The following is a 17,647-nucleotide window of genomic DNA, read 5'->3' as shown; positions in this document are numbered from 1 at the left end:
TTTCTTTCCCCCCAATGGCACGTACCCAACTCAGAAACATTAATGGCGGTGGTAACAATGTTGCTGCCCGTATTTGCACAAACGCACCTTGCAGCGCTGACACCTTATGTAAGCTATCATCAGGGCCTATGTGCAGATGCCTCGTCGGAAGATGCACCAACTAAGCAATCATTGCATAGCACGCGTCAAACGAAAAAGGAGACCTTAACGGCCTCCTTTTCGTTCGTTCAAACCATCACATGCCTCCTGTAAAGCCACAAAAGGAAACCAGCATAGTCTCCTTTTGTAGCCGATAGCCATCGTTATTACACATAACGAAAAAGGAGGCCCCCTAAGACCTCCTCCCCGATATAAAGTGAATAACGACTAATGCCAGCTGTCCGTCGAAATACCTGACATCTCCTCCCGCATATAATCCGGCATCTCCCCGTTAAGCAGGTAACCCGGTTTCGTACTGGGATAGATCTCCTCAAAAGTCCGCACCTGGTTCATAAATACCCGACGCGAAATATGACGGCGCTTCACTTGGTGCGGAGCAGCCAAACCAGCCGCCGCCGCCAACTCCACCGCACTCTCGATCGTATCCCGGTGATAATTGGCCACCCGCTGCTTCTTGTCAGATACTACCAACCCCGCACTCAACCACTTATCTTGCGTAGCTACCCCCGTAGGACATTTGTTAGTATTACAGATCAATGCCTGTATACAGCCGATCGCCATCATCATCGCTCTCGCACTGTTACAGCCGTCCGCTCCTAAAGCCATCGCTCGCAGGATATGATAGCCCGTCAGTATCTTACCGGAAGCAATCAGCTTCATCTTTTGACGGATATTGAACCCGGTCAGTGTATCATGAACGAACGCCAACCCATCCAGTAACGGCATCCCTACAGAGTTCGAAAACTCCGGTGGCGCAGCTCCGGTACCACCTTCACCACCATCTACCGTAATAAAGTCAGGATAAATATCTACCGCACACATCGCCTTGCAGATCGCATAAAACTCCCGGGGCTGACCGATACATAACTTAAATCCAACGGGCTTACCGCCACTCAGCTTACGCATACGCGCAATAAACTGTACCAGCTCCTGCGGCGTACTGAATGCCGTGTGATAAGGAGGAGAAGCAACAGTAGTATAAGGCTTCACATGACGGATCGCCGCAATCTCCGGTGTATTCTTGGCCGCTGGCAAAATACCGCCGTGACCAGGCTTCGCCCCTTGCGATATCTTCAACTCCACCATCTTCACCTGCGGTAGCTTACACTTCTCCGCAAATAATTCATCAGAAAAATTACCGGCCTCATCCCGGCACCCAAAATAACCCGTACCGATCTGCCAGATAATATCCCCGCCCTGATTCAGATGGTGAGGACTAATACCGCCCTCACCCGTATTATGCGCAAAATTACCCAGCTGCGCTCCCCCGTTCAACGCCTCTATAGCATTAGAACTAAGTGAACCATAACTCATAGCCGATACATTCAGTATACTGGCAGCATAAGGTTGCTTACATTCACTACCTCCAATCAGCACACGGGGATCTTTATCCATCGTCTCAAAACTATGAGGCGCTATAGAATGAGCCATCCATTCATAACCTTCCGCATACACATTAAACTGCGTACCAAATGGCTGCGTATTCAACTCGCGCTTCGCCCGCTGATAGATCGTAGATCGATCCACTCGGTTGATAGGACTACCATCAATATCACTCTCCACAAAATATTGATAAATCTTAGGCCGTAAAGCCTCCATCCAGTAACGCGCACGACCAAATAATGGATAGTTCCTGATGATCGCATGCTTCTTCTGCGTCATATCAATTAATCCCATGACAATAACCGGCAACACAAGCACTGATAACCACCATACCCACGGGAAGAAAAAGCCCAGTACGGCTATTGTTATTACGCTGCCGGCGGCAAATGCCAGAAAACCTTTTACCATAGCTGTATTTTGTTGTTTACGCAAAGGTAAGGAAAATGCCAGGGCCCGCCGCCTCCCGGTAGCAGTGTTAAGGTTGTGTTATAATCTATCGTTGATTAGCCGTTGGCATAGTCATAACAGGGGGAAATCTTATATTGCTGTAAATGATAGTTTATGCAAATCGAAAAGATCTCAGATGTCATCATACCATCGTATACGCGTATAGGTGATAACGGATGGGAGGAAGAAGTCGGTAACATCATCCGCGGATATGCCGATTACTACGATGTGGAAACAGAAGAACCAACTCCTGAAGCCACCCTGGTCGCTAAAGAAGTAGAATTAGGTATCAAATTCCCCATAGGCCTGCGCTTATTCTATCAAACGTTCGGCGCCGCATACCTGCAGGAAGAACTACTCGAAGTAGAAGACTTCCGCACACTATACGACTATACACCAGACCTGAAAGATAGAGGCCTCACAGAAGAAGAGCTGGCCCTGTCAAAACAACTGATCGCCTTCGGCGACTACCTCGGAAATGGTAACATGTGGTGCTGGCACATCAGCACTAACGAAATATACTACTACGATCACGATACAAAACCTTTCCTCAGCCGCCTGTTCACCACCTTCGACGATTACCTCAAAGCACTGCTCATAGTATGTCAGGGCGAAATGGGACAAGATATCGATAACCTCGAAGACAGCTGCGAAAAACTCGTAGAACAACTATACGGCGAAGACATCGTCTTCAAATGGCGCTATTGACCTTGCTCCCCATTAGTATTGTTACGGAAACCTGGTAGAAAACCCGTTACAGCCTGTATGATCCGGTGAAGCGTATCCTCATAACTCTGCTCACGCTCATTATTGATCCAGCAACGTACCGTCGCCTTGATATTACCCCCGTCAATACCCGTAAATAATACCACCGGAGTTGACTTCGCAACATCAGGCAACGCCTGCAACGCCTTGATCACCTCCCGGCTGAAATCAGCAGTGTCCATACTACCAGGTAATACTACCGGTACCTCCACACGCCGCTCCGGCGTCAACGAATGATTGATGATCGGCTTCTGGAAGATCTCCTTGTTCGGTATCATCACATGCAACCCATCATACGTCCGCAATGTCGTGGAACGCAATTGTATGTTCTCTACCGTCCCCGTAAAACCATTCGTTTCAATAATATGACCGGTCTCAAATGGCTTGCGGAAAGTAATGAAGATGCCCGATATGAAATTGGCCGTCAGATCCTGGAAAGCAAAACCCAACGCCAACCCGATAATGCCCGCACCAGCCAGCAGAGAAGATACCGTCTTCTCCAGCTTCATCACATCCAACGCAATAAATACCCCCACAAACAATAACAGGATATATAAGAGCGTGGAAAACAAAGCACTCACCGTCACCGTATCCGTCATCCGGTAAATGATCCGGTAAGCCAGCTTACGCACGATACGCGCGATCAGGATAAATAATAACAACGCCAGGAAAGCAACCACCAGGTTAGGCGTCATTTTTACAGCAGATTGCAGCCAACCATGCAGCTTGTCATAGATCAGCCTGCCCCAGGTTATATATTCCATATACATAACTACTACGTTTAAGGTAAATACTCGTTCAGATACACAAAATCCAAACCATAACCGTAGTAGCTCCCCTAAATACGCCTGGGAATAAGGGCAACACCTGGAATGTAGCACAGAAAGGATACGCTGCGGAGAAAGTTGCACACCGCCTAGGTTAATATGTTGTTCACCGGCGTAAGGGCAGGAGGGAGGTCCGTCTCATCCAGCATCTCCCGCAAATCGATCTCTATAGTCCGGCTCATAGAAGTAATAGGCACATCATTCGCACTGCCCTCGAAAGGATTCTCCGTCGCCTCACCAACACGTTCCATCGTCAGAAAAGTCCAACCCACGATCACACTGAAAGGCACCGCCAACCATACCATCCAATCCCCCAATCGCTGAAACTCATTCAGAATACCAAAAGGAAGCAGAAATGCAAACAAACGCACGAACATCTGGTTAATAGTAGCAAACTGCCTCGGATATGGAAAGTTCTTGATACGCTCACACTTCCCTTGCTGATCATACAGGTTCACTAACAGATTCTCCAGCTCTATATAATCTAACGGAGCGATCAGCCCGGCCGCCTTTAACTCTCGCAAATGTTTGGATTGAAGACTGACAACATGAGTCGCCTTGTTCTTTTTCGATAACACATACTGCAACTCCTCCTCCGGCAGAAAAGGCTGCAAAGAATCCCCTAACTTATTGACCCACTCATCTACAGTGTATAACCGGCTGTACTCTTTGTTGGAAACCAACGTTTTGATGGTCTCCCACGCCCGCGGTTCCCGCAGCTGGAATCGCATCGCCGTCAGCCAGGCAATATGGCGGTATATCAGCTGCTGATGTATCTCATGTAACTTACCAGCATCTATATCGCCACTCACAAAATCCTTTACTAGCAATCCCCACGAACGACTCGTATTAACAATGGCACCATATATCTGACGGGCCTCCCATAGACGGTTATACGTCTGCGTATTACGAAATCCGACAATAAAAGCGGCCGCTGTACCCACCAGCGCAATAGGTACCCAGGGCACCGCAATCCATTTCCAGTTAAAGATGGTAAACAATGAAGTGGTCACCAACGCCAGTACACTCAACCGGTAAATGTCCCGTCGTGTCCAGATCAGGAACTCCTTTAACGTAAATCTTCTTCCCGCGTGCATATAGTATGGATAGTTTAATGATGTGTGCCCGTTATCTTCGCTTCGTCAAAATCCAGCTGCATCTCCTGCTTACGGATCTCCTCATCACTGAATAACCGCTCCGCCCGCAACCGGTACAGCTCTTTACGTTGTACCGCACAGAGGTCCAGCACAACATGGTTATACAACGCGATCTCTTCCCGCTCCGTTTCATCACACTCCAGGGAGGCCAGCCGCTGATCCGCCAGCGCTATATCATTTTCCAGCTGATGTTGGAGAAATCCCACCAACTCATTCTCCCGCGCCGCCTCCGCATAGTTTTCGTTCAGCCGCTTCAGCGCCGCCTGCATCAAACGGAGAGTAATAGCGGTCTCCTGCTCCTCCGCAGGAGCAAAATCCTCCGTATCCTTGATCTTCACCCAACGGATCAATAGTGGTAAGGTCAACCCCTGGAACACCAGCGTCATCAGGATGACAATAAAAGTAATAAACAGGATCAGGTTACGCAATGGGAATACCGACCCATTGTCCAACACCAAAGGAATAGACAACGCCGACGCAAGCGATACCACACCTCGCATCCCCGCCCACCCCGCAATAAGCGGAAGCTTCCACGTAGGATTCACTCGGTCCATCCGCTTGCGGTTACCAAACCATATCGGGACATAAGCTATTGGAAACACCCAGAGCAACCGGATGGCAATAGTAAGCACACTGATGACCATCCCGTAACCAATAGCCTGTGAAAGAGAATAATCCCCCAGATTATCAATGATACTGGGCAGCTCCAGCCCTATAAGAATAAATACCAGCCCGTTTAATACAAAGATCACCGTCGTCCACATCCCCCAAGCCTGCAACCGCGAACTATAAGGTAGTATATCATTGGATCGCCAGGACAGGAAAAGCCCCCCGCTCACCACCGCCATAACCCCCGAAAAATGGAACTGCTCCGCTCCTATATACATAAAGTAAGGCGCCATCAACGTCAACGACGCGTCGATACTGGGCGTCGTAGGCAAAAAACGATGTACCGCATACAGAATATGTGCCATCGCTAACCCCACCACAATACCCATACCCGCTACCAGGAAAAACTGCCCCACCGCCTGACCCATCGCAAACTGCCCCGTCAGCACCGCCGCCAGCGCAAAACGGAACACAATAAGGCTCGATGCATCATTGATAAGACTTTCCCCTTCCAATACCGCCGTCAGCCGCTGCGGTACCGATACGTGCTTCAATACCGAAGTCGCTGCCACCGCATCCGGTGGCGAAATAATCCCTCCCAGTAGAAACCCCAACGCAAGCGTAAACCCGGGTATCAAAGCAGTAGAAGCAAATGCCACAATCACAGAAGTGAAAAAGACCAGGCCAAATGCCAACATAGCAATCGGCCGCCGCCACTTCCAGAAATCATTCCAGGATGTATACCACGCCGCCTCATATAACAACGGTGGCAAAAAGATCAGGAAAATAAGATCGGGCGCAATCTCCACCCGCGGAATGCCTGGCACAAAACTGATCCCCAAACCCGCCAGCACAAGAAAAATAGGATAGGAGATCTTCAACCGCTGCCCTAACATAATAAGCAGAAAAATGACAAATAACAGGACGAGGATCAAAAGCAAGTGATGATGCATGACACTAATATTTCATTCTTATTGTAAAATTGGCACGTTAGCAAATGCAATATAACCATCTATCCACCTGGTAGGCCACATATCTCCCTTATAACCACCTCAGTCGTTTCTTTACCCGTTTGTTTGTATAACAATCGTGAATGTCATATCTTAGGCAACATTCGAAACGTAGCTGACTAATGGATCGCCGGAATAAATTCCTTTGACACGTGGGAACCCGGGACCTCGCTATTTTATTGCTATCAAACCTATTATTAACATGCGCAAACAGTTTTTGTTGATCAAATTAATGATCATGGCCTGTCTCATGAACGGAATGATGCTGGGCGCCAATGCCCAGACCAAAGCCCCGGCATTCGATGCCTCCCGTCTCAAAGCTTCATGGGGCCTGGTAGAAAACAACCACCAGGGCAAAAGGCAATTCCTCTCCGCCTTCACATTCGTGAACAATGGCAAAACACCCTTGCCCGCCTCCGGCTGGCAACTCTATTTCAACTTCGTAAGATCTGTAAAACCAGGTACCACCAGCACCGGGATGAAGGCCGAACACGTAAATGGAGACTTGTACAAACTAACACCCACCGCAGATTTCAAAGGCCTCAAACCGGGAGAATCCTTCCGCGTGGAATTTGTCTGCGATGCCTGGGTAGTGAACTTCACCGATGCCCCCGGCGGACTATACCTCGTATGGGATAACCAACCCGAAAAAGGACACGCCCTCCCGGAACCTCAGGTACTCCCCTCCACCGAAGCCCGCCAGTTTGCCCGCTACGCCGGGGATAAGGTCGCCCAGGTAACCGCCGCCTCCATCTACAACGACAATAACGATATCCGCGATATCCCGGCCGCACAGCTGCCTAAAGTATTCCCCACACCAGTGAACTATAAAGAGAATGGACAAACCTTTGTACTCGATGCTTCCACACGCATTGAAACACCAGCAACCTTCAACAACGAAGCCAGCTATCTCCGCAGGGAATTACGCAGCTTCCTGGGCAAAGAACTGCCCTTGAACAGCGGCAACGGAAAAGCCATCATACTCAAAGAAAATCCCGAACTCGCAGCAGAAGCCTATACCCTGGAGGTAAATGCACAGCATATTACCATCTCCGCAAGTAGCGGATCCGGTATATTCTATGGCATACAATCCCTCCGCTCCCTCATCCCCCCGGATGCCTGGAAAGGTACACAACCCTCCATCAGCATCCCCGGTGTACAGGTCAACGACGCCCCGCGCTTCGGATACAGAGGCTTCTTCCTGGACGTTGCCCGCAACTTCCACAGCAAAGAAGAACTGCTGCGCGTCATCGACCTCATCGCTACCTACAAACTCAACTTCCTCCACCTGCACTTCAACGACGACGAAGGCTGGCGCCTCGAAATACCTGGCCTGCCAGAACTGACCAGCGTAGGCGCTTACCGTGGCCATAGCGCCGATGGCAATACCTACCTCTGGCCATCCTATGGGTCCGGACCCGATACCACCAACAAAGCAGGTAATGGCTATTACTCCCGCAAAGACTTCATCGACATATTACGCTATGCAACAGATCGCCACATCCGCGTACTGCCCGAAATAGAAAGCCCCGGCCACGCCAGAGCTGCCGTAAAATCCATGGAAGTACGCTATCACAGACTGATGAAAGAGGGAAAACAACAGGAAGCCACACAATACCTGCTCAGCGACCTGCAGGACAAGTCCGAATATCACTCCGTACAATACTGGAATGATAATATTATGAACCCGGCATTGCCTGCTGTCTACACCTTCCTCGATGCCGTGGTCGTAGCCTTACAGGATATGTACCGCGAAGCAGGCGCCCCCCTCACCACCATCCACATGGGTGGCGATGAAGTGCCCAATGGCGTATGGGAAAAATCACCGGCCATACAAGACCTCATGAAAAAAGAACCGGCAGTCAAAACGGTAGATGACGTATGGTACTACTACTATAAAAAAGTATACGACCTCGTAAAAGCAAGAAACCTCGAACTGGCCGGCTGGGAAGAAGTAGGGATGCGCAAAACAAAACTGGATGGTAAACCCCACTATGTCGCCAATCCAGATTTCGCCAACAACAACATACAACTCAACGTTTGGAATAACGTAATCGGCGGCGGCGCCGAAGACCTCGCCTATCGCCTCGCCAATGCCGGCTATAAAGTAGTCCTCTCCGGAGTAAGCAACTTCTACTTCGACATGGCATATGGCAAATCCTTCGATGAACCTGGCTTCTACTGGGGCGGATTCATCGATGTAGAAAAACCCTTCTACTTCATCCCTTTTAACTACTATAAGAACTCAAAAGTAGATGGCCAGGGCAACCCCGTTACCTCCACATTGTTCGTTGGAAAAGATAAACTCACCGACTTCGGTAAATCCAATATAGTAGGTATCCAAGGCCTGCTCTGGAGCGAAACAATCAAAAGCCCCCAACGCCTGGAATACTCCATCCTGCCAAAATTACTGGGATTGGCGGAAAGAGCGTGGGCTAAAGATCCCGAATGGGCCACCGAACCAGATAACGCAAAAAGCGAACAAATGTATAAAGAGGCCTGGTCCCTGTTCTCCAATATAGTGGGCAAGAGAGAACTCCCTCGCCTGGATTACTACAATGGTGGCTATGCTTATCGTATTCCACCCGCAGGTGCCGTCGTAGAAGGAGGAATGCTGAAAGTAAACGTACAACACCCGGGCCTGATCATCCGCTATACCACAGATGGTAAAGAACCGGGTCCTAACAGTAAAGTGTACACGCAGCCTATCCCGGCCAAAGGCAAAATAAAAGTAAGAGTGTTCGACACGCGGGGAAGAAGCGGAAGACCGGTAGAAGTGAATGGCGAACTGGTGATACTGGCCGCACCAGATGGCCCCCAGCTCAAAGATGCCCGTAAAAAACAATAGATGCCTAAATAAATGATCGCAGATGGCCCTGTAGCAAGCGCTACAGGGCCATCTGTTTTTAAGACCGCTTATCCATCAATCCTGCACTTAATGCGCCGGTTTTGTATTTTGTTGTCAAACCGAAATCACAATTACCTTGAGACGGATTCCACGTATCATATGCTTGTCTGTATGTTTCCTGACCTGGCAATGGCTGCACGCACAGCAAAAAAAGAAGAACGAAGCATGGCAACTGCATATCCGCAAAACCACTACACCCGTAGTAATAGATGGTATACCCGATGATGCCGCCTGGGCAACCGCCGACCGTACCTCCGATTTTCACATGGTGTTGCCAATGGATACCAGCCTGGCAAAAGTCCGTACAGAAGTACGTATGACTTACGACCAGCAGAACCTTTATCTGCTCGTTATTAATCATAAAGTGGGAAAAGGCCCGTACATGGTAGAATCCCTCCGCCGGGACTTCGCTTTCCTGAAAAACGATAACTTCCTCCTCTTTATGGATACCTTCGACGACCAAACCAATGGCTTCTCCTTCGGCGCCAACGCAGCCGGCGCCCAATGGGATGGCCTCATGTATGATGGTAGTAAGGTAGACCTGAGCTGGGACAATAAATGGACTTCCGTAGTGAAGAACTACGAAGACAAATGGATATTTGAAGCAGCAATCCCGTTTAAAACCATCCGGTATAAAAAAGGAATCACCCGCTGGGGAATCAACTTCGGCCGCAACGACCTTAAAACGACCGAAAAGAGCGCCTGGGCCCCCGTGCCACGACAGTTCGCCACCGCCGCACTGGCATACACCGGCACGCTCGTGTGGGATACCCCTCCTCCCGACCCGGGTACCAACATCTCCATCATCCCATACGGCCTCGGAAGGGTCACAAAAGATTATTCCAATAATACCGCTACCAAATACAAATTCGATGGCGGAGTAGATGCCAAGGTCGCCGTCACTTCCTCCCTGAACCTGGACCTTACCGTCAATCCCGACTTCTCACAGGTAGACGTGGATAAACAGGTGACCAACCTCGACCGCTTCGAATTATTCTTCCCCGAACGCAGGCAGTTCTTCCTGGAAAATGGTGACCAGTTCACCAACTTCGGTTATGCCACCCTGCGACCATTTTTCTCCCGCCGCATAGGACTCGGAGTGCCCATTCATTTCGGTGCCCGCCTTAGCGGAAAACTGAATCGTAACTGGCGCCTCGGCCTAATGAATATGCAAACAGGCGCAGATAGCAAACAAGGACTGCCGGCACAAAACTTTACCGTAGCAGCCCTCCAACGCAGAGTGTTCGCCCGCTCCAATGTCGGCTTCCTGTTCATCAACAAAGAATCACTGAACTATGACCCCGATAAAATCGTCGATAAACCCATCTATAACCGATACAACCGCAACTTCGGCCTGGAATACAACCTGGCCTCTTCCAATAACTTCTGGACAGGAAAAGCCCTCGTGCTGAAATCCTTTACACCGGGCGTCAGCAACCACGACTGGACCCACGCTGCCAACCTGCAATACACTAGTAAACAATGGAACGTGGGCTGGCAACATGAATATGTCGGCCGTAATTACAACGCCGAAGTAGGGTACGTACCGCGTAAAGGCTACATCAAAATGGCCCCGCAGATCACCCGCCTGTTCTTCCCACGCACCGGCCCTGTGCTGAGCCACGGCCCCCAGCTTACCTCCACCGCCTTCTTCAATGAGAAGATGCATCGTACAGACAACGAAACACAACTGTCATACGCTTTCGTGTTCCGCAAGCGGAATACCCTTACCCTATGGGGTGCTAACAGCTTTATCGAATTGCTCACACCATTCGATCCTACCAACACCGGTAAAGACAGCCTGTCTGCAGGTACTCGCCACAGCTGGAATACCGTCGGCGCCGACTATGTATCCATGCCACAACGATTGTTCACCTATTCCTTCTCCGGACGATATGGGGGCTACTACGCAGATGGTAAACGCCTCACCCTCGCAACAGAACTGGGATATCGCTTTCAACCTTATGTGAGCATCGCCCTGAGCGCCACATACAACGATATACAACTCCCCACACCTTGGAAACATAACTCCTTCTGGTTAGTAGGACCTCGGGTGGATGTAACAATGACGAATACACTCTTTTTTACAGGTTTTGTACAATACAATGAACAACTGAAAAATATGAACCTCAACACCCGCTTCCAGTGGCGGTATAGACCTGCTTCAGACTTGTTCGTCGTGTATACCGATAACTACCTGCCTGAACCATTTTTTGTGAAGAACAGGGCGCTCGTGGTAAAACTCGTCTATTGGCTTAACCTGTAATGTTTTATTGAGAGAATAAATAGATGTGCCTGCTTTTTTTAAAAAAAGTAGCATGAAATATTATTGATTTTCAGCTATTTTAATAGTGTTGCGATCCCCATTTTATACTTCGTTTCAACTTTTTTGAGGATAATGATGTTTTATCTGAGCAGTCCCCAAAAATACCTGCATCCCAAAAACATCTCATATGATAACCTTCTACGCTCGTGTAAAACCGCATTTACTTGTGGCGACTATCCTGACGCTCCTATTAATGTCAGGATCCCTCAAAGCTCAGCTGAAAATTGGTGACAACCCGGCTACCATTAACAAAGCCTCGATCCTCGAATTAGAGAGCCTCAGACAGGGTTTACTCCTGCCGCGTATACCGGATACGCTGGCAGCACCATTGACCACCGCCCCCAATGGTATGCTGATATTTTTTACTGGTGATGCCAGTCTCCGCGTACGCCGTAACGGCGTGTGGGCCAAATTGGCCGAACTGGGTGTCGTTACCCAAAATAACTGGTCTACTACCGGCAACACGGGTACGAACCCTACCACCAATTACATCGGTACCACCGACGCTCAAGGACTATCCATACGTACAGCCGGCACAGAGGCCATACGTGTCAATGCCGATCAAAGCATTACCTTGAAACAGGTACCCGTTAATGGTACATTGGTAAGCGTACTGGTGATAGATCCTACTACCGGTAATGTAAGTAAACGCTCCTTATCTACCGCGGCCTTCGACGACGCCATCCGCTCACTCAATGGCCTGTCGCGCAGAGGTATCACCATTCGTACTGATACCGCCAATGCCGCCCTGGGCGTTACTGCCAACGATGTAGATAGTACGATCACCGTTAACATACCTAAAGTAAACGCCACCACTCAAAAAACGGGTCTCCTCACTTACGACGACTGGCTGGCATTCAGCAGCAAACAAAGAGCCATCACCGTCGGCGCATTTGGCACCGCATCATCTCCTGCAGGACTGGTACTCGATCCCACCACCGGTGTACTCACCCTCACCCCCGCAGATGCTGCTAATCCGGGCGCCATCAGCATACTTCCTCAACAACTGAAAGGCCCCAAGACTTTCCTCGATAGCTTATATGCCAGTGGAGGTTTAGCCGCCACCGGCGCAAGGATCAGCGGCAACGCCATAGTAGGAGGGGGACTCACTTTAACCACCGCTCCCGCAGATGCCGCCACTACCGAAAACACCGTCCTCATACGCAATACCACCACCGGCAACATCGAGAAAAAAGCGTTATCCCCTTCCGCATTCGAAGGTGCCATCACCAGCGTCAATGGACAAAAAGGACCAGATATCCACCTCAAAACAGGAACCGCCGGTAACAATATCGCACTCGATAGTACCAGCGTCACCAATACCATCACACTCAATGTCCCCGATGCTGCCGTTGCCGCAAGAGGTGTCATTACCACTGGAGCACAGACACTGGCAGGCTTTAAAACATTGAGAGATACCCTGGCCGTCGGCTCAAGTGCCGTAATAGGTGCCTCCGGCAGCAACCCTAACTCTACCCTGCAGGTAACCGGCTCCGTAGCCATGAACATACGCTCCCTCACTTCCTCAGGTACCATCACAGAAACCGATTACACCGTACTGGTAAATACCTCAGGGGGCGCCGTAACCGTACAGCTACCAGCCGTTAGCGGTAAAAATGGTCGTATGTATAATATCAAAAAAATAGGCGGCGGTATTGATAACGCCCTGACCATTACACCTACCTCCGGCCAGATAGAAGGGGCTACTTCCTATATTATATACAACGATTGGACTTCCGTAACTATTCAGACAGACGGCGCTAATTGGTACGTCATCCGCAAGTAAAAGCGCATTAAATAACGTATATGGTCGTACGCAAATTAAGGCGCACAGGCGTATGCCTGTTCCTGTTGCTATGGATGTGGATGAAAGCAGATGCACAGCAGCTGAAATTAGGTGATAACCCCGCTGTAATATCAAAAACAGCACTGCTGGAATTAAGTAGTAGCAACCAGGGACTATTACTGCCTAGACTTACGGATACCGCAGCGATCAATGCATTGCTACCAGCTACCCCTACCGGCATGATGATATTCCTCACGTCGGATAATAGCTTGCGCATACGCAAAGGTGGAGTATGGGCACGGCTGGCAGAAACATCATCCCTGCCGTCCTCTTATATCCAGTCGCTCAACGGTCTCACTACTGCTGCACAGGCTTTTGCCGTGTCAAATAATACCGCATCTGCGATCGGATTTTCCAGCGCAGGCAGTACGCATACCCTCAATATCCCCGATGCCGCAGCAACGGCCAGAGGTGTCGTGAGTACAACCGCCCAGACATTCACAGGCGATAAAACCTTCAGTGGCAACGTCAGCGTAACCGGCAACGAAACCGTAGGTGGCACCCTCGCCGTTACAGGCAATACCACAATGAGTGCCAATGCAGTAGTCAATGGTACCACCCAGATCGGCAGCACAGGTACCGCCCTCACCGCGGTCAACAGGGCCACCGTCAACTACGACGTACCAGTGATAACAGGCAATGGCTCTCTCAGAGTAGCTTTCACTGTTCCCTCCGCAGTAGTAGGAGCCAGCGTCATCGTTACCCCCAGCCAATCCCTGCCAGACAATTGCGTGATCGCATACAGCTATGTTAAATCAGCAGGAGTCGTAGAGGTGATGTTCGTAAACCAAAACCAAACCACCTACGCATTCAATGGGGTAACATTGTTAGGTATCCCGCTGCTGGGCTCAGTAACAACAAATCCTGCCGCAGGGATCGATCCCCCCGCGATGAATTATTATTTCACACTTATTCGCTGAGGATAAATAACCGTACTAGTATTCATATATGCGATATCGCTACTGTTTATGGCTGATCCTGCTACTGTGCGACTGGTACAATACCAGCGCACAATCAGCCATCTATATACCTGCCGAAGGCAGAGTATACGCACATCCGCAGGATACCATCGCTATATACGGGAACATTATTAACAATGGTCGCATATTCAGCCCGGCAGGTTCCATTATCAACTTCTATGGCACCCGCTGGGCCAACGACACACAAGGTCGCATCACCGACGAAAGCAGCGATGGCATAAGCGGAACAGGAGGTTTCGTCCGGTTCATACAACCCAATCCTCTCACCGGTATCGGTACCCGCCAATGGGTAGCAGGTGGATACAACGCTACCTTGCAGTCCGGTGCTTCCTTTCCGGGCATAAAAATAGAAGGGGAGCAAGGCCTCTGGCTGGAAGATCTCAATGATCTCCGTATCAACCGTACCCTCGACCTGGTCAAAGGCCACCTGTTCCTGAACGGCTGGAACCTCGTCATCGGCCAATTCTCTCCAGGCGAAATACTACATTACTCGCCCGAACATTTCATCGTTACCGACTCCGCATTCGGTGGCGGCCGTCTCTACCGTCATCGCATCTCGGCAACAGATATGCATGTCGTATTCCCACTGGGAACAAGACCGGGTAGCTACACCCCCTTGGTAGTACGCACCGCCGACGTTCCTGCTCAATTCGGTGCCAGCGTATGGGAAGATGTCCGTAGCCTGGTAACCAGCGGCGACAGCCTCTGGGATGAAAGTGTCGCCCGCACCTGGGAGCTCGCCACCGATCGCCCCGGCGCCAGGATCTTTATGGCACTGGCACATCAGGTCGCCGACGAAGGCGCCATTTTTAGCCCGAATCGCTTCAGTGCATATATCGCCCGCTTCGTTAACGGTAGCTGGGAAAACAATGGAGACCAACATGTCCCCGAATCCCCCAACATATTTACCACCGGTACACCAGATCCGCTGGGAGCCATCAATACCAAAACAGTCGATCAGCTTCCCAATATCTCCTACTTTACAAAATTTGTCGCCCAACGCACGAACAACCCGCTCAAAACAATACTCGACTTTTTCGGTGGCTATCGCAGCGCCACCGATACTGTATTGCTGAGATGGATCACCGGTAGGGAAGTAGGCTGCGATGGATTTGAATTGCAACGCCGCCAACCGGAAGATACCGGCTTCGCCGCCATCGCCTATATACCTTCCAGGGCACGCAACGGCAATAGCACCGTTCCGCTGACCTACACCTACAAAGATGTACAAAGCATACCCGGATTCGTCTTCTATCGCCTCAAAGTCATGATGAAAGATGGCTCCTTCTTCTATAGCAATATCGTCGCCGTCAAAGGTGAAAATATCAAAGGTGAGATCATCGCCTGGCCAAATCCCGTTAGAGGAAATACATTACATATCTACTTCGGTAACGTACGCAACGCAAAAGCAATCGAATTGCTGAATATGATCGGCCGGACCGTTATCTGGCAGAATTTCCCCCAACCCAGACCTCCATTCAGCTATTTCGCACTGCCCGTCGGACGACTCGAAAAAGGTATGTATATACTTCGCATCTTCGACGACAAACAGAATACCTTGCATGTCCAAAAACTCATCTTTATGCAGGAATAATGTCCGCCTTATCCAATGTCGTATAGCCGCTTGCTGTTAATGTAACATGCAGTAATATTTCAGTATCCTGACGTGAAAACCCCTTCTTCTCGGCCGCAATTCGCTGCCATAGCCATTTTTGTGCTCCGCAAAAAAAATGAGGCCATTAACGAGCGGTTAACTTATCGCAAATTCTGCTGGCGTATTATTGCTGTACTGATTCACAATGAAAGACAATAATAGGATGTCTCATATATACTAGATATGGCTTGTACTACTACCCGATGGGTGTCGATCAGTCATAACTGGACTTCCTGAAAAAAGCTTGAGTCAAACTCGGGAATAAATGGTTTTTCGATCTGCGCCTGCGGGTATCTACCGGCAGGTTTTTTTTGACAATAAGTAAACTATTATAATAGGTACCAAAAGGGGATGGACGACTACTATATTAGAAGGAAATAAATGTTGTTATGTCGCAAAACAGTTTTTGATTGAATGAAATGCCGGCAGTATTTACTGCTGGTATTTTTATTTATAACCCGACACATGTATTACATGCCTGCTCCCGGCAGTACCCCCTTGTACATTTGATCACAAAGGCTTACTTACATTCTATTCATCGGACTAAAAAGCGTATTAATACGCTATTTTATACTAAATAATTGCCTCACTTTAGCATTTTGATTATCAACATATAAGTTACTCGGCAGGAACTAATAAAAATGCAGAAGAGGCATTGTAAAGCAATAGATGGTATGTGTGTTAGGAGGCTGCACAAAAAAGTAGGCCAATTTTACCTTAAAATATTAATCCATAGGATAGCATAATACCGTCCATATGGAAAAAGACCTGGTTCTAATATAGATTGGAAAAATGATGATGGAATACCCGGTGCCTTATTTGAGGGCGCCGGTTTTTTTTTGTCCCCCACCTCACTCCGCTTCTTCTCCCGCAATATCCCCGCTAAACCCACTACATGCAACACTTCCCAGGAAAATTAAATGGCTTAACCGCATCTTAACAAAGATGTCGGCCTACATTACGATATTAGCGATATAGGGATTAACAACAATGGTTAGAACAAAGGGCGCCTTATTCCTGGGGCGCCTCACTATCACGGCCATCTCCTTGCCAGATGCAATAAATAAAAAACGTATATCCCCTATCTGTGACAGATTATTGTTGTAAGTGTCGTATGATATCATTACCTTTCAGTAGCGATTGTGCATAATATCTATGCTGTTTTTCCCGGCACAATCAGCATAAAATAACCCAAATAATTAAGGTTCAATTGTTTAAATGTTAACGTCGCGATCAGTTGGAGCTATACCCGTGAGCTGGATAATATTATTTTAATATAAGGTTTAATACTGCAATAATAATGCATTGTAAATATTTAGCTTGCAGCACGTTGTGAATCAGTTAATAAAAAGATAAATGAACCCTCAAAAACCCTTTTTTATGCAGGATAATATGAATCATATTAATTGCAGCAAAGTTAGGCTTGTACATACTAAATAACAGGAAATATCAAGAAGCAGTAAACCCTGCATCAACCTGCCTGCAGAGAAATACTATCCATTTCTCAAACAAATAATAGGCGAACATTAAGAAGACTGAAAACCATTTAGTTCTCATAATTACTTGAATATTTTAC

10 protein-coding genes are annotated in these 17,647 nt (G+C 48.8%); 6 read left to right on the top strand and 4 right to left on the bottom strand.

Annotated features, from left to right (window positions below; genetic code table 11):
• Positions 1 to 366 precede the first annotated feature (366 nt).
• Entirely contained in the window at positions 367 to 1,950 is a 1,584-nt protein-coding gene (locus tag KTO58_RS20055) for an FMN-binding glutamate synthase family protein (protein WP_095837665.1), read from the bottom strand.
• Between the two features lie 153 nt (positions 1,951 to 2,103).
• Between KTO58_RS20055 and KTO58_RS20050 the strand changes: the two genes are divergently transcribed.
• Complete coding sequence (locus tag KTO58_RS20050; RefSeq protein WP_095837666.1) at positions 2,104 to 2,697, top strand: SMI1/KNR4 family protein; 594 nt, start codon at positions 2,104 to 2,106, stop codon at positions 2,695 to 2,697.
• On the opposite strand, the gene KTO58_RS20045 is transcribed toward KTO58_RS20050, so the two are convergent.
• From KTO58_RS20045 to KTO58_RS20035, 3 genes are all read right to left on the bottom strand, one after another.
• Positions 2,691 to 3,518: a mechanosensitive ion channel family protein gene (locus tag KTO58_RS20045; RefSeq protein WP_225859845.1), complete on the bottom strand. Its 828-nt coding sequence runs from the start codon at positions 3,516 to 3,518 to the stop codon at positions 2,691 to 2,693. The genes KTO58_RS20050 and KTO58_RS20045 overlap by 7 nt on opposite strands.
• A 152-nt stretch (positions 3,519 to 3,670) precedes the next feature.
• Positions 3,671 to 4,678 (bottom strand): bestrophin family protein, encoded by a 1,008-nt coding sequence (locus KTO58_RS20040; protein ID WP_095837668.1) that lies wholly within the window; start codon positions 4,676 to 4,678, stop codon positions 3,671 to 3,673.
• 14 nt (positions 4,679 to 4,692) lie between these two features.
• Entirely contained in the window at positions 4,693 to 6,300 is a 1,608-nt protein-coding gene (locus tag KTO58_RS20035) for a Na+/H+ antiporter (RefSeq protein WP_095837669.1), read from the bottom strand.
• 259 nt (positions 6,301 to 6,559) lie between these two features.
• On the opposite strand from KTO58_RS20035, the gene KTO58_RS20030 reads away from it, so the two are divergent.
• The 5 genes from KTO58_RS20030 (at position 6,560) to KTO58_RS20010 (ending at position 16,011) form a co-directional block, all read left to right on the top strand.
• Positions 6,560 to 9,205 carry a beta-N-acetylhexosaminidase gene (locus KTO58_RS20030; protein ID WP_225859844.1) on the top strand — a complete coding sequence of 882 codons (2,646 nt, stop codon included), beginning with the start codon at positions 6,560 to 6,562 and terminating at the stop codon, positions 9,203 to 9,205.
• A 136-nt stretch (positions 9,206 to 9,341) separates the two neighbouring features.
• The gene (locus KTO58_RS20025) at positions 9,342 to 11,531 is read left to right on the top strand and encodes a carbohydrate binding family 9 domain-containing protein (protein ID WP_225859843.1); all 2,190 of its coding nucleotides are present in this window, start codon (positions 9,342 to 9,344) and stop codon (positions 11,529 to 11,531) included.
• A gap of 187 nt (positions 11,532 to 11,718) precedes the next feature.
• Positions 11,719 to 13,377, top strand: a complete 1,659-nt coding sequence (locus tag KTO58_RS20020) for a hypothetical protein (protein ID WP_157752835.1) — start codon at positions 11,719 to 11,721, stop codon at positions 13,375 to 13,377.
• Between the two features lie 20 nt (positions 13,378 to 13,397).
• Positions 13,398 to 14,357 (top strand): phage tail-like protein, encoded by a 960-nt coding sequence (locus KTO58_RS20015; RefSeq protein ID WP_095837674.1) that lies wholly within the window; start codon positions 13,398 to 13,400, stop codon positions 14,355 to 14,357.
• A gap of 28 nt (positions 14,358 to 14,385) precedes the next feature.
• The gene (locus KTO58_RS20010; RefSeq protein ID WP_095837675.1) at positions 14,386 to 16,011 is read left to right on the top strand and encodes a T9SS type A sorting domain-containing protein; all 1,626 of its coding nucleotides are present in this window, start codon (positions 14,386 to 14,388) and stop codon (positions 16,009 to 16,011) included.
• Positions 16,012 to 17,647: the final 1,636 nt, after the last annotated feature.

It is taken from the genome of Chitinophaga pendula (assembly GCF_020386615.1).
In the GTDB taxonomy this organism is placed as follows: Bacteria; Bacteroidota; Bacteroidia; order Chitinophagales; family Chitinophagaceae; genus Chitinophaga; species Chitinophaga pendula.
This window is presented reverse-complemented; position numbering and strand designations above follow the sequence as displayed.

Excerpts from the sequence above, each read along its gene's own strand:
- KTO58_RS20050 (WP_095837666.1), top strand. The coding sequence starts at position 2,104 with ATGCAAATCGAAAAGATCTCAGATGTCATCATACCATCGTATACGCGT.
- KTO58_RS20020 (WP_157752835.1), top strand. The coding sequence starts at position 11,719 with ATGATAACCTTCTACGCTCGTGTAAAACCGCATTTACTTGTGGCGACT.
- KTO58_RS20055 (WP_095837665.1), bottom strand. The coding sequence starts at position 1,950 with ATGGTAAAAGGTTTTCTGGCATTTGCCGCCGGCAGCGTAATAACAATA.
- KTO58_RS20030 (WP_225859844.1), top strand. The coding sequence starts at position 6,560 with ATGCGCAAACAGTTTTTGTTGATCAAATTAATGATCATGGCCTGTCTC.
- KTO58_RS20015 (WP_095837674.1), top strand. The coding sequence starts at position 13,398 with ATGGTCGTACGCAAATTAAGGCGCACAGGCGTATGCCTGTTCCTGTTG.
- KTO58_RS20010 (WP_095837675.1), top strand. The coding sequence starts at position 14,386 with ATGCGATATCGCTACTGTTTATGGCTGATCCTGCTACTGTGCGACTGG.
- KTO58_RS20035 (WP_095837669.1), bottom strand. The coding sequence starts at position 6,300 with ATGCATCATCACTTGCTTTTGATCCTCGTCCTGTTATTTGTCATTTTT.
- KTO58_RS20045 (WP_225859845.1), bottom strand. The coding sequence starts at position 3,518 with ATGGAATATATAACCTGGGGCAGGCTGATCTATGACAAGCTGCATGGT.
- KTO58_RS20040 (WP_095837668.1), bottom strand. The coding sequence starts at position 4,678 with ATGCACGCGGGAAGAAGATTTACGTTAAAGGAGTTCCTGATCTGGACA.